This window comes from Streptomyces sp. RK9, assembly GCF_045070545.1.
GTDB classification, from domain to species: domain Bacteria; phylum Actinomycetota; class Actinomycetes; order Streptomycetales; family Streptomycetaceae; genus Streptomyces; species Streptomyces alboflavus.
This window is the reverse complement of the sequence record NZ_CP173703.1, coordinates 3,974,101-3,987,210: the sequence shown is the minus strand read 5'-3', so window position 1 is coordinate 3,987,210 and position 13,110 is coordinate 3,974,101. Positions and strand designations below refer to the sequence as shown.

The following is a 13,110-nucleotide window of genomic DNA, read 5'->3' as shown; positions in this document are numbered from 1 at the left end:
ACAGAAGGGGTCTGTCATGACTGTCATCGAGTACGCGGAAACCGTCGTCATCGGCGCCGGGCAACAGGGGTGCGGGACGGCCGCCGCCCTGCAGGAGCTCGGCCGGGACGCGCTCGTCCTGGAGCGGGCGGAGATCGGTCAGGCTTGGGCGCACGAACGGTGGGACAGCCTGCTCGTGGGCAGCGGGAACCGCTCGGTCCGCTTCCCCGGCTGGGACTACGACGGCGACGACATCGACGGCTTCATGTCGGGGCGGGAGCTGGCGGACCACTTGCGCCGGTACGCCAAGGAACGCGAGCTGCGCGTGCGGGAGCACACGCCCGTGCGGCGGGTCGAGTGCCTGTCGGACGCCGACGACCGCGATGACGTGCGGTTCCGGACCCATCTGACCGCGGGCGGCGTCGTCGAGTCCCGCAACCTCGTCGCCGCGGTGGGCGGTTACGCGGCGCCCCGCGTGCCCGGGCTCGCGTCCGCGATCGACCCGTCCGTGCGCCAGCTGCACTCGCGCGACTACCGCAACCCCGGGTCCCTGCCGGACGGGGCCGTCCTGGTCGTGGGCGCGGGCATCAGCGGCCAGCAGATCGCCGACGAGCTCGTGGACGCCGGGCGCGCGGTCTTCCTCTCGGTCGGCAGGCACCGGGCGTGGCCGCGCCGCTATCGGGGCCGGGGGCTCCATGAGTGGATGTTCGCCCTCTCCCTGTACGAGGACTTCGTCACGGTGGGCGCGGGCGGCACGTCGGTGCTGCCCGGCCTGCCGGTGACCGCCGTGCGGGACAAGAGCGGCGACCTCAATCTCGGCACCCTGGCGGCGAAGGGAGTCGTCCTCGTCGGCTCCGTGCGGGCGGTGGGCGGGGGCAGCCTCGTCCTGGAGGACAACGTCGTCGCCGTCGCGGAGGAATCCGCCCGCTCCTTCCGGGAGACGACGGACCTCATCGACACCCGCATCCGGCAGCGGGGTTTCGTGGCCCCGGAGGAGCACCCCGCACCGGCCGTCGACATGGACCGGATCGCCGGATTCGGGGAGCGCCTCGACCTGGCACGGCACCGCGTCACGAGCATCGTCTGGTGCACGGGCTTCGGGCCGGACTACCGCATCCTGCCCGCACACGTGCTCGACGAGCACGGCGCGCCCCTCCAGGAGAAGGGCCTTCTCGGCGTGCTGCCCGGCCTGTACTACGCCGGGCTCCCGGACGGGAACTCGCTCGCCCCGGCGGCCATCTCGGCCAGCGTCGAGAACGGGCGCTTCATCGCTCGCCAGATCCACATCGACCACGTCATGCGGTCCGGCACCTCCGCGTCCGTGATCACTCCCTGACGCACAATGCGGGCATGACGACAAGGCGCTCCCTCGACATCCAGGTCAAGCGGATCTACGACTCCACGGCACCGGACGACGGCTCCCGCGTCCTCATCGACCGGCTGTGGCCCCGCGGCGTGTCCAAGGAGCGGGCGGGCCTCGACGCCTGGGAAAAGGAGCTCGCCCCGTCGAACGACCTGCGACGCTGGTACGGCCATGACCCCGACCGCTACGACGAGTTCGCCGCGCGCTACCGGCAGGAGCTCGCGGAACCGGCCCGCGCCGCGGAGCTCGACCGGCTCCGCGCGCTCGCCCGCGCGGGCCGGCTCACCCTCCTGACGGCCACCAAGGATCTCCCGCACGGGCACGTGCGGGTCCTGACGGACGTCCTGACCTCCAGCTGACCGAGGAGACTCCCGTGTCCCGCACACCGCAGCAGATCTTCGAGAGCTACGTCCACGCCGGCGCGCTCACCCAGAACGCCGCCGCCCTGGCCGAGCAGTTCACCGAGGACGGCGTCCTCGAGCTGCCGCTGATGCCGCCCGGGGCCGCTCTTCCCCGGAGGATGGTGGGACGCGAGGAGATCCGCGACGCGATGGCGGCGTACTACGAACGGCAGGCGAAGGACCAGCGTGCGCCGAACCTGGAGAAGTCCGGGTTCGTGCTGCACACCACCGCCGACCCCGACGTGTTCATCGCCGAGATCGACACGGTCTTCGACGGAGGCGGAGATGGAGATGGAGACGGGCACAGAGACACAGACACCGTCTCCCTCGTGCAGATCTTCCGGATCCGCGACGGGAAGATCGCGCGGCTGCGTGACTACTTCGCACCCGAGCTGACGAGCTGAGAGTCCGCCGACCCGCGTCGGCGGACTCCCCGGCCCGGACCACCGCCACCCCGGGCCGCCCCGCTACGAACCGTCCTCGTCCGCCCACAAGTCGGTGCTGTGGGCCTCCACGAGCGCGCCGACACGGGCGAGGACGTCGGACGCGGGGCGCGGGTCGAGGCGGCGGCCGTCCCGCAGCCGCAGGGCGACCTGGTCGTCGGCGGCTTCCTTCGCGCCGACGACGGCCTGGTACGGGACCAGGCGGGCCGCCCTGATCCGGGCGCCGAGGCTGCCCCGCTCCGGCCCGGCGACCTCGGCGCGCAGGCCGAGGGCGACGCAGCGCCGGACGAGTGCCTCGGCGTTCGGCACCTCGCTCTCGGAGACGGGCAGGACGACCAGCTGGGTGGGCGCGAGCCAGGCGGGGAAGGCGCCGCCGTGCTGCTCGATGAGGTGGGCGACGGCCCGCTCCACGCTGCCGATGACGCTGCGGTGCACCATGACCGGGCGGTGCTTGGCGCCGTCCGCGCCGATGTAGTGCAGGTCGAACCGCTCGGGCTGGTGGAAGTCGACCTGCACGGTGGACAGGGTGGACTCGCGGCCCGCGCTGTCGGCGACCTGGACGTCGATCTTGGGCCCGTAGAACGCGGCCTCACCCTCGACCGCCTCGTAGGGCAGCCCGGAGCGGTCGAGGACGTCGGTCAGCAGGGCGGTGGCCCGCCGCCACAGCTCGGGCGCGGCGACGTACTTCCCGCCGGGGCCCGGGAGGGAGAGGCGGTAGCGGGCGGGGGTGAGGCCGAGCGCCCGGTAGGCGGCGCGGATCATCTCCAGCGCGCCCCGCGCCTCCTGCTCGACCTGGTCGAGGGTGCAGAAGATATGGGCGTCGTTGAGCTGGATGGCCCGCACCCGGGTCAGACCGCCGAGGACGCCCGACAGCTCCGCGCGGTACATGCCGCCCAACTCGGCCATGCGCAGCGGCAGTTCGCGGTAGCTGTGGGAGCGGGAGCGGTAGATCACCGCGTGGTGCGGGCACAGGCTCGGCCGCAGCACGACCTGCTCGCCGCCGACGTCAAGCGGTGGGAACATGTCGTCGCTGTAGTGCGACCAGTGCCCGGAGATCTCGTACAGCTCGCGTTTGCCGAGCACGGGCGAGTACACGTGCCGGTATCCCGCACGGCGTTCGGCGGCGCGGATGTACTCCTCCAGGGCGTGCCGTACGGCCGCGCCGTCGGGCAGCCAGTACGGCAGGCCCGCGCCGATCAGCGGGTCGGTGTCGAAGAGGTCGAGCTCGCGGCCGAGCCTGCGGTGGTCGTGGGCGGTGGTCATCGGGGTCTCCTCGCTGGTGGCGGAGCGAGTGAGGAGCCGCACGACGAAGCCCCGGGGCACTCGCCCCGGGGCTTCGCTTCAGATCAGCTGTCAGCGCGCCGGGACTCTGTCCGGCGTCGTCGTCACTGCGGCGCGCTTCATGTCGGTCACCGTAACAGAGACACAGGTGGCGGGGCCCGGCGACAGCAGGGCGAGCGCCGACTGCTCGGCGTCGGTGACGCCGTTCCAGTGTTTGCACATGCGCCACAACTCGGCCTCGGCACGGAGGAATTCCTCGATGTCGCGGTCGACGGCGCGGTAGACGTGGTCGATGGCGCCCTGCGTGTCCAGGCCCAGTTCTCGCCGTACGACCACGATCCCGTTGTTGGTGTCGCCGATGCCCACCTCCTTCCTCAGGGACACGACGTCGTTGACCCACGCCACGACGTCGGTGGCCTTGCCGAACATCGTCCGCAGCTGGCGGGTCTCGTGCAGCAGCGACGGGACCTCCTGCCCCGTCGCGTACTCCAGGAGGTCCAGGCACGCGGTCACCGAACTCGACGCGCGGCGCAGCTCGGCGTACGCGCCGAGCCCGGGCGGGAGGCCTTCGCGCCGGTGCATGCGCTCGTAGCGGAACGCCGTCAGGAAGTGCGCGACGTGGGTGGCGAAGCGCATGCGCCACCAGCGGCTCAGCTGCGGGGCGATGTGCCGCCAGAGGCGGGCCAGTTCGCGGGCCAGCGGGGCCTCGTGATGACGGATGCGGCTGTGCGGTTCCACAGGAAGGGCGTCGATGATCTCGTCGGTGAGGGTGTCGGGGTACTCGTCGCCCTGGACGTCGAGGCGGTCGTAGTAGTCGTCGATGACGAAGAGCCAGGAGATCCAGCCCGCCAGCGGGGCCGCCCGGTCGGGCCGGAGTCCCGGGTAGCAGGACGTGATGAGGTCGCCCACGGCGGCGTCGCCGAGCCGCTCGTGGGCGGAGGCGTCCTCCAGGAGGCCGCACGCGTCGGCCCAGTGCCGGACCAGGTCGTCCAGGCGGTGGCCGTCCGGCTCGGTGCGGGAGGGCAGTCGGTACAGGAGGTGGTCGGGGCCCGGGAAGATCCGCAGCGCGTCCAGGTCGTCGTACGGGAGCGTCATGGCCGCGCGCCGCCCCTTCCGGTCCGCGGGGACGGCGCGAGCAGCGTGAGGGGGGACGCCGTCATGTGCTGTACGGCGAGGAACCTCCGGTAAAGGACGGGGTCGTCGGGGACGCGGCGCAGCAGGCGTGCCAGGTAGCGGCGCGCGAGCAGGGCCGCGACGGGGGCACGCTCGGGGCGCCAGCCCAGGTCGAGGCTGGTCGACAGGTACCAGGGCAGGAGCAGGGTCCGGGCGGAGCGGCGCTGGAAGTGCCCGCAGGCGGCGGCCGGTCCGTGGGCGTCGAGCATGCGGGCCAGGAGGACGGCCTGCTGTGCGGCGACGGTCATGCCGTGTCCGTACAGGGGGTTGAGCACGCACAGGGCGTCGCCGAGCACCGCGAGGCCGCGGGGCCAGGGGCGGATCCGGTCGTAGCGGCGCCACTGGCCGCCGAGCCCGCCGTAGCGATAGATGGCGCCCAGGGGCTCGGCGTGGCTGACGACGTCCTTGATGTGAGGGTTCGCGAGGGAGGCCGCGTACGCGCTGAACCCGGCGGGGTCGGTGGGCGCCGACTGCCCGTCCGCGCCGAACAGGCACACCAGCCAGCGGTCGTCCTCCAGCGCGACGACGGTGCCGCCGCGCCTCGCGGTCGGCGCGAGGGTGGCCTGCAGGGACGCCTGCCAGGGCGGCGGGGACGCGGTGTCGCGCCGGTAGACGCGGGAGGTGTACGAGAGGTTGCCGTCGACGCGGAGCAGGTCGGGCGCGGGGAGACCGCCGGCCAGGAGACCGGCGGGGAGGCGCGAGGTGCGACCGGTGGCGACGACGACCAGGCGGGCGGGGTGCAGGGTGTCCCCTTCGGTCCGTACGCCGATGACGTGCTCGCGCGCCGCGTCCAGGACCACGCGTGCGACCCGGGTCCGGTCGAGCAGACGGACCCGTGGGCACGCGAGGACGCGTCGTCGTAGCGCGGCCTCCAACAGGGGGCGGCTGAAGGTCTGCAGGGCGAGGTCCGTGTGGACGCGCGGCGACCATCCGGCCGGGTACAGCATCGGGAACTGCCCGAAGTCGGACACCGGGGCACCCGCGTCCCGGAGTTCGGCGCGCAGCCCCGGGAAGAGGTCCTCCAGGAGCTCCGCGCCCCGGGCCAGGAGCGCGTGCGGGTGACGGCTCTGCGGGGTGCCTCGGCGGTGCTCCGGTGCGGCGGTGAGGTCGTCCTGCTCCAGGACGACCACCTCGTCGAAACGGTCGGCGAGGACGCGGGCGGCCACGAGGCCCGCATAGCCGCCGCCGACGACCAGGGCGCGCTCGTCTCCCTCAGGCGTCATGGCCGGCACGCCGGTTGAGCTCCAGGCGGAGCCTGCGGGGGCGGTAGAAGGCGGCGAGCGGCACCGGGCGGATGTCCGCGCCCGGCGCGCAGCCGATGGACCAGTGGCCCGCGACCGCGGTGAGGGCGAGGACGCACTCGGCGACACCGAAGGTGTCCCCGATGCACTTGCGCGGCCCGGTGCCGAATCCGGCGAACGCCCCGCGCGGCAGCCCCGAGGTGCGCTCCGGCAGCCACCGGTCGGGGTCGAAGTCGGCGGCCCGCCGGAAGATGCCGGTGTTCCGGTGCACCGGGACCGGGCTGATGACGACCGTGGTGCCCGCCCTGAGGTGCCGCCCGGCCAGGGTGACGTCCGCCGTCGTGACCCGCGTGAACAGCCAGCCCGGGGGATACAGGCGGAGCGTCTCCGTGATGACGCGGTGAGTGTGGGGCAGGCGCGGGAGGTCGTCCCAGCGGGCCGGTCGGCCGCCGAGCACGGAGTCGGCCTCCTCCTGGAGCCGGCGCTGGGCCGCCGGGTTCCTGGCCAGCAGGTACATCGCCCAGGTGAGGGTGGACGCCACGGTCTCGCTGCCCGCCGCGAGCACGGTGACGACCTGGTCGTGGATCTCGGCGTCGGCCGCTCGCGCGTCGGCGCCGGTCGCGCCCGCCCCGCCGTCGCCCGTGCCGCCCGTGCCCGCGTCGGCGCCGCCCGTGCCCGCGTCGGCGGCGCTCTCCCGGGACGCGAGCAGCACCGACAGGACGTTCCGCGCGTCCGCCTCCCCCGCCGCCCCCGCCGTGGAGTCCCGCAGCACGCGGTCCACGATGCCGTTGAGGTTCCGCAGGGCACGCCGGTGCCGGAGGTTCGCGGGCAGCGGCAGGCGCAGCAGGGCCGGGGGCATGAACATCTGCCGGAAGAATCCGCTGAACGCGATGTCGAAGGAGTGCTGGATGTCCGTGACGACCGCGTCGGTGACCCGGGTCGAGAAGAGCGTGCGCGTCACGGTCCGGAGGGCGAGTGCGTAGAGCACGGGATACGCGTCGATGACCTCGGCGTCGCCCCAGGAGTCGGTCAGCGCCCGCACTTCCTGCTCCATGGTCGTCGCGTAGGCCTCCAGGCGCGAGGGGTGGAACGCGGGCTGGAGCAGCCGTCGTTGCCGCCGGTGGTCCTGGTGCGCGCAGGTGGCCACGCCGTTCCCGGCCATGGCCCTGGCCCGGTCGTAGTACTTGCCGCCCTTGTCGAAGGTGCGGTCGTCGGTCAGGGTCTGCCGCAGCAGCTCGGGGTGGCACGGGACGTACACGCGCGTCGGGCCGAGCCTGATCTCCACCAGATCGCCGTGGGCCGGCAGGGACGTCAGGAACTCGATGGGCCGTCGCATCAGGGGCCAGACGTGCCCGAGGCCGGGCAGTGCGCCGGGAGCCGTACCGGTGGTGAAGGGCTGACTGGACATGTTTCCCTCCTGTTTCCCTCCTGCCGACGGACAGGCATCCCACTCAACTCAGCCTGTGCCGGGGCAACAAGGCGCCCCGTGGGGCGCATCGATCACCGTCGGCGCGGGGCGGCCCGATCGCCGGGTCCGGAACACGCTGCGTACAGAACCGCTCCTTCCGCACTTCCGTACGCCGGAGGGGCCCCGCGCTCCGACGGGCTCGACGGGAGTGGTGAAGGAGCTGGTCAGGGGGCGTTGTCAGTGCCGGGTGCGACGATCGCACACATGACTGAGACGGCGGGCGCGCACGACGACTGGCGGCGGTTCCTCACGCGGTGGAGCGAGGAGTGGGCGGACGCCTGCGCCCTCGACGACGAGCTGGGACCGGACGACGAAGAGGCGCGCCGTGCCCGCTGGTTGGGCTTCGCGCCCGCGCCGCCCGCGCGCATCGAGGCCCTCGAGGAGCGTCTGGGGCACAGGCTGCCGCCGTCGTACCGCACGTTCCTCGAGGTCACGGACGGCTGGCGGCACGCGGGCGGATTCGTGTGGCGGCTCGCGGGCACGGCGGACGCCCGTTGGTACGAGGACGACGCGGGGCTCGCCGAGATCTTCCAGGAGGACTTGGCCAAGGACGCGTCGCGGGAGGAGGTCCTGGAGGCCACGATCTGGACGAGGGCGCTCGAACTGGCCGTGGACTCCGACGCGGTGGCCGTGCTCCTCGACCCCGAGGACGTGGACGAGCACGGCGAGTGGGCGCTGTACACGTGGGCGCCCTGGACCGCGGGACCACCGGAACGGCACGCGTCCTTCTGGGAGTTCATGCGCGACGCCTACCGGGAGTTCCACAGCCTGCGGGCGCGCGACGACGACCGGCCGGAGTTCGTGAACGCCACGACGCGGGAGCTGGACGCGCGCGTGGCGGAGGCACGGCGCGACGCGCTGCGCGGGGCGTACGCGTCGGCCGAGGAAGTGCTCACGGAGGCGCGCGAGTTCGGCAGGCCCCGCGCCGGGGCGCTGCGGGACCAGATCAGATGGCTCCTCGGCGACCGGTACGCCCGCACCTTCGAGGGCCTCGCGGGCGACCCGGTGTACGCACCGGAGCTGCTGCCCGCGCTGCTCGCCGAGGAGACCGAGCACCGGGGCCGGTCCTGGGACGCCGACGGAGCGTACGCGGCGCATCTGCGCGGCGGCCCGGACGGGACGCGTGAGCTGGAGCACGAGGTCCTTGGCCGACTGCGGGAGGGCACGTACGCGTACGTGGCGCGGGGGCCGTTCGGCGACGCCGTGCGCACGGCCCGGGAGCAGGCCCGCTGGGGCGAGACGGACGCGGCCTGGCGGACCCTGCTCGCCGCGCTGCCCGACTGGCGGCCGCCGGGGCCCGACCTCCTCGCCCCGGTCGGCCTCCTCGCCGACCCGCTGCTCGGCCCGGTGCTCACGCCGGAGCGGGGCCGGGTGCTCCTGTCCACGCCCCGGGGCGAGGAGGCGACCGGTGTCGTCCCCGCGGCGGTCGACCAGGATCCCCGGGGCCTGGCGTGGCTCGCGGAGCCCGCCCCGGGCAGCGACCGCCGCCAGGCGTACCGCTTCGTCCTCGTGGAGGGCGTGGAGCCCGCCGCCCTGCCCGGCCTCTTCGGCGCCGACGACGGGACGGCGCTCCGGGTGCCGATGCAGGAGTGGGAGGCGCGCCGGACGCTGCGGACGGACGGGGTGTCGTCCTCGTACGACGACCAGGCGCTGGTCTCGGTCGGCCGGGCCGGGGACGGGTGGAGCTTCGCGGTCGACCGTGAGCCGCAGCCGTTCCACGACGTGCGGTTCGTCTCCCCGGCCGTCGCCGCGTCCCGGTACGGCCGTGCGGTGGTGGTCTGGGCCGAGCCCGACTCGTTCGACCGGGGTGCGCTGTTCCATCTGTCCGTGGCGGAGCACGGCGTGGAGCGGTACGCGTTCACGGTGTTCGGCGGGCGGTGCGAGCGCTCCGGGGAGATACCTCCGGAGCTGGTGCCGGAGCGGCTCTTCCCCGAGGTGCGCGACGGCGGCCGGTACCGGCGAGGGCTCGGTGAGGCCGCCGCGCTGGACGCCGTCGCGGCGCGGTTCGGTGTCACGCTCCCCCGGTTCGCCCTCGACCACGGCCGCCTGCACACGTTCCGCACCCGCTCCTGGACACGCCCGCCGGAGTCGGGCGAGACGTACACGGTCATCACGGTGGGCCCGCGCAGGGGCGGCCGGTCCGAAGCCTGAAACGCCGCCGCGCGCAGGGTCCGTGGGCCCAGGGGAGGCCGGGAGCCGGGGGGCCGTCGAAAACGCGGTGGAGTCGCGGCGGGCCCGTGTCTAGGGTCGGGCCATGAGCACTCGCACCTTCCGCGTCACCGTCCGCGGCGTCTTCCAAGGGCTGAGCGGCGACCAGCGGGCCGAACTCCTGGCCCGCGCCGCGGAGCACGACATCCTGCGCGCGGCCTTCACCCCCGAGGGGCACCTCAGCTACGACCTGGCCGCCCGGCCCGCCTTCACCTTCCGGTTCCTCGCCTCCGGCGAGGCGGAGGAGGACATCCTCGACGCGACCGAGCACGCCGAGGAGACGGCGAAGGCATGGCTGGCCGAGCGCGGCTACGGCTACAAGAACCTGCGGTCCCAGGCCGAGGACCTCTCCCAGGCTCCCCTCGGCAAGCGGCAGCGCCGGGAGGCGGCCCGCGCGCAGGGCTGAGCGCACACGGGGCTCAGCGCGCACAGGGCTGAGCACACACGACCCGCACGGCACCCCGGGACCTGCTTCCGTCGGCGTCCCCGGAACGTGCGGGTCGGTCGGCTCCCCCGGAACCTACGGCGTCGGCACCCCGGTGTCCCAGAGGAGTTCCGCCACCAGGAACCGGCACGTCCAGCGCCGGCTGCTGCGCACGCCCTCCGTGATCATCATGAAGCCGTCGACGGTGCGGTAGAGCTGCGTCCGCTTCCGGTTCCAGGGGTGCTCGGGCACGTAGTGGCGGGCCAGGTCCGCCAGCATGGCGAGCGCCTGCTCCCGGGTCCCGACGCACTCCCCGAGGAGGTCGGTGCCCCAGAAGCCGCCGCCGGTCGCGGTCTCGTGCCGCTCGACGATCAGATGCCACGTCGACTGGGGCGCCTGCGGGCTGCCCACCGGCCGCTGCGGAATCCCCTGGGGCATGTTCACGGTCTCGCCTCTCCCCTCACCTCGCGCGGCGGCGTCCGGGTACCGCCGTCCGCCGCCGCGCGCTGTCGCCTCGCTGATCGCTCCGTCGAGCATCACCCGGGGAGATCACACGCCGACCGTCGTCCCGTCACGGGCCTGCCACAGGAACGGCCGAGACCCCACCGCCCGCCACGGCCGCCTACCGCTTCCTGCGGACGAACACGAACACGTCCGCGACCCCGTTGGTGTCACCGGCCACGAAGTTCGCGCTGTCGAACCCGGAGAAGACGACGGTCCGCGCGGCGGCGTCCGTCCGCGCGTCGATCGCGTTGCCGGGCCGTCCGTCCTTGTCGGGCGAGACCAGGACGTTGGAGCCGGTGCGCAGGTCACGGACGTACTCGGCGTCCTCGACGGTGAGGATCGGCCAGGTGTCGAGCAGCAGCTTCGACCCGTCGGCGGACACGCCGTCCACGGAGAGCACGCCTTCGGGCCCCGGCAGCACCGCGTCGACCCGCTCGAGGGTGCCGGTGCGCAGGTCGCACACGAAGGGGTTGTGGCTGCTGTTCGGGTCGTGGCCGGGGACCAGGTTCGAGGCGCTGGAGTCGAAGGCGAGGGTGGAGCCGTCGGCGCTGAACAGGGGGTTGACGGCCGCGCCGTTGGCAGGGCTGCCGTCGTGGGGGATGTCGATCTGGGTCTCGCCACCGGAGTCACGGTCGTGGACGTAGATGTCGGACCAGTCGCCGCGCGGCGGAGTGCCGTGCGTGTACTGGTAGGCGACGCGCTGTCCGTCCGCGCTCAGGGTCGGGGCGCGGAAGCCCAGGAAGGTCTCGTCCTGCTCGGCGGGGAAGCTGGCGATTTCGGTGCGTTGGGCGCGCAGGTCGCGCACGTAGACGGCCTGGGCGCCGGTGCGGGTCGAGTCGGTGCCGAGGACGGCGAACGCGACCGTGCGGCCGTCGGCGGAGACGGTCGGCGCGTGGGCGTCGATGTGCTGCATCGGGAGGTCCACGTCGGCGCGTTCGGTCCCGCCCTTCCACAGGTCCCGGACGAAGACGGCGGTGCCCTCCTCGTCGCGGATCGTGTAGGCGACGTACCGGCCGTTCGCGCTGAGGGTCGGCGAGGAGATCTCGCCGCGGGGGTCGACCACCCGCCGGAGCTCACCGCCGCGCAGGTCCCGTACGAACAGGTCGGACCGTTCGTTGGTGTCCCCGGCGACGAGGTTGGTCGCCTGCGACATGAACGCGACGACACGGCCGTCGGCGCTCACGACCGGGCGGCCGGAGGGGCCGTCGGCCTGACCGCCGTCGGCGGCGGCGCTGAGCAGCTGGGTGGTCCCGGCGGCCACGGCGGGCCCTCGGGGTGCCGGGGCCGGGGCATCGGCGGGTGCGGCGACGGCCGTGGGCAGGGCCCCGGCCGACAGTAAGACGGCGAGCGCGCCCGCGCCCGCCGTCCGCACGAATCCGCCACGTCTCTTGAGCGGGCCGGTTCCGGCCATGTGTTCCCCCCACGGAGCGCGGCCCCGGCCCGGTGCCAGGGCCCCTCGGGGATGCAAGCGCATACCGGGCGGACGGTCAATCGGTCGGACCGCGTGCACATCCGAACGCGTACAGCCTGGACGGGCCGGCGATCGTCCGTGACCGTTCAGAAGTAGTGATCGTCGACTCCGGCCCCTACCGGGACGGCACCCGAGCGCTCCCCCCACGGCGCCCCGCGTGCCCGGGCGGAGCGCGGCCGGGGGACAATCGACCCATAGCCCTACCGCACACCCGAGCACGCAGAGCACGCACAGCCCCCAGAGCACCAGGAGCCACCGCCTTGTCCGACTCGTCCACCTCAGCAGATTTGCGAGGCTTGCCCGGCTTGTCCGAGCGCGCCTCGCACGCCGACCAGCCCGAGCTGAGGGCCGACTGCGGCAGCTGCTTCGGGCTGTGCTGTGTGGCGCTGCCGTTCTCGCGTTCGTCGGACTTCCCGGTGGACAAGGCGGCGGGTACGCCGTGCGGCAATCTCCAGGACGACTTCCGCTGCGGGATCCACGAGCGGCTGCGCGACAAGGGCTACCAGGGCTGCACGGTCTTCGACTGCTTCGGCGCCGGTCAGAAGGTCTCGCAGGTCACGTTCAAGGGCATCGGCTGGCGCGAGGCGCCGGACACGGCCCGCACGATGTACGAGGTCTTCCCCGTCGTGCGGCACCTCCAGGAGCTCCTGAAGTACACCGCGCAGGCCCTGGACCTGGCCGCGGCCCGCCCCGTGCACCGGGACCTGCGCCGGGCGTACTCCCGGATCGACGCGCTCACGCGGGACACCCCCGAGGCGCTGCTCGGCGTGGACGTGGACGCGCTGCGCGGCGAGGTGAACCCGCTGCTCCTGCGGGCGAGCGAGCTGGCCAGGTCGGCCGTGCCCGGGCGCAAGAAGGACCACCGGGGCGCCAACCTCCTGGGCAAGCGCCTGCGCGGCGCGAAGCTGCGGGGCGCCAGCCTGCGCGGTGCCCTGCTCGTCGCCGCCGACCTGACGGACGCCGACCTGCGCGACGCCGACCTCATCGGTGCGGACATGCGGGACACGAACCTGTGCGGCGCCGACCTGACGGGCGCCCTGTTCCTCACCCAGCCGCAGCTGAACGCCGCGCGCGGCGACGCGCGGACGAAGGTGTCGAGCCCGCTGGAGCGGCCCGGGCACTGGACCCCGGAAGGCTGACCCCGCCCCCCGGGG

12 protein-coding genes are annotated in these 13,110 nt (G+C 73.7%); 6 read left to right on the top strand and 6 right to left on the bottom strand.

Going from position 1 to position 13,110, the window contains the following annotated elements; genetic code table 11:
- Window positions 1-16 precede the first annotated feature (16 nt).
- From AB6L24_RS16510 to AB6L24_RS16500, 3 genes are read left to right on the top strand one after another with little or no spacing between them, the layout of a single operon-like run.
- Complete coding sequence (locus AB6L24_RS16510; protein ID WP_405656046.1) at window positions 17-1,315, top strand: flavin-containing monooxygenase; 1,299 nt, start codon at window positions 17-19, stop codon at window positions 1,313-1,315.
- A 14-nt stretch (window positions 1,316-1,329) separates the two neighbouring features.
- A complete protein-coding gene (locus AB6L24_RS16505) occupies window positions 1,330-1,701 on the top strand; it encodes a DUF488 domain-containing protein (RefSeq protein ID WP_380853328.1) in 372 nt (123 codons plus the stop codon).
- Between the two features lie 14 nt (window positions 1,702-1,715).
- Window positions 1,716-2,147, top strand: a complete 432-nt coding sequence (locus tag AB6L24_RS16500) for a nuclear transport factor 2 family protein (RefSeq protein ID WP_405656044.1) — start codon at window positions 1,716-1,718, stop codon at window positions 2,145-2,147.
- A 63-nt stretch (window positions 2,148-2,210) separates the two neighbouring features.
- Here AB6L24_RS16500 and thrS read toward each other — a convergent pair whose 3' ends face one another.
- The 4 genes from thrS to AB6L24_RS16480 all read right to left on the bottom strand — a co-directional run bounded on the left by thrS (window position 2,211) and on the right by AB6L24_RS16480 (window position 7,289).
- Window positions 2,211-3,449 (bottom strand): threonine--tRNA ligase, encoded by a 1,239-nt coding sequence (gene thrS, locus AB6L24_RS16495; RefSeq protein ID WP_405656042.1) that lies wholly within the window; start codon window positions 3,447-3,449, stop codon window positions 2,211-2,213.
- A gap of 90 nt (window positions 3,450-3,539) precedes the next feature.
- Window positions 3,540-4,562, bottom strand: coding sequence for a hypothetical protein (locus tag AB6L24_RS16490; RefSeq protein WP_405656041.1), 1,023 nt, complete (start codon window positions 4,560-4,562; stop codon window positions 3,540-3,542).
- Window positions 4,559-5,863: an FAD-dependent oxidoreductase gene (locus AB6L24_RS16485; protein WP_405656039.1), complete on the bottom strand. Its 1,305-nt coding sequence runs from the start codon at window positions 5,861-5,863 to the stop codon at window positions 4,559-4,561. The genes AB6L24_RS16490 and AB6L24_RS16485 overlap by 4 nt, the downstream gene beginning before the upstream one ends.
- Window positions 5,853-7,289, bottom strand: a complete 1,437-nt coding sequence (locus tag AB6L24_RS16480; protein WP_405656038.1) for a cytochrome P450 — start codon at window positions 7,287-7,289, stop codon at window positions 5,853-5,855. Before AB6L24_RS16480 ends, AB6L24_RS16485 begins: the two co-directional genes overlap by 11 nt.
- 264 nt (window positions 7,290-7,553) lie before the next feature.
- On the opposite strand from AB6L24_RS16480, the gene AB6L24_RS16475 reads away from it, so the two are divergent.
- Window positions 7,554-9,500 carry an SMI1/KNR4 family protein gene (locus AB6L24_RS16475; RefSeq protein WP_405656037.1) on the top strand — a complete coding sequence of 649 codons (1,947 nt, stop codon included), beginning with the start codon at window positions 7,554-7,556 and terminating at the stop codon, window positions 9,498-9,500.
- Window positions 9,501-9,603: 103 nt separating this feature from the next.
- Window positions 9,604-9,963, top strand: a complete 360-nt coding sequence (locus tag AB6L24_RS16470) for a DUF6204 family protein (RefSeq protein WP_405656036.1) — start codon at window positions 9,604-9,606, stop codon at window positions 9,961-9,963.
- Window positions 9,964-10,077: 114 nt separating this feature from the next.
- Here the strand turns inward: AB6L24_RS16470 and AB6L24_RS16465 are convergent, their stop codons facing one another.
- Window positions 10,078-10,425, bottom strand: coding sequence for a hypothetical protein (locus tag AB6L24_RS16465; protein WP_405656035.1), 348 nt, complete (start codon window positions 10,423-10,425; stop codon window positions 10,078-10,080).
- Between the two features lie 178 nt (window positions 10,426-10,603).
- Window positions 10,604-11,896, bottom strand: coding sequence for a TolB family protein (locus AB6L24_RS16460; protein ID WP_405656034.1), 1,293 nt, complete (start codon window positions 11,894-11,896; stop codon window positions 10,604-10,606).
- A 365-nt stretch (window positions 11,897-12,261) separates the two neighbouring features.
- On the opposite strand from AB6L24_RS16460, the gene AB6L24_RS16455 reads away from it, so the two are divergent.
- A complete protein-coding gene (locus AB6L24_RS16455) occupies window positions 12,262-13,095 on the top strand; it encodes a pentapeptide repeat-containing protein (protein WP_405656033.1) in 834 nt (277 codons plus the stop codon).
- Window positions 13,096-13,110 lie beyond the last annotated feature (15 nt).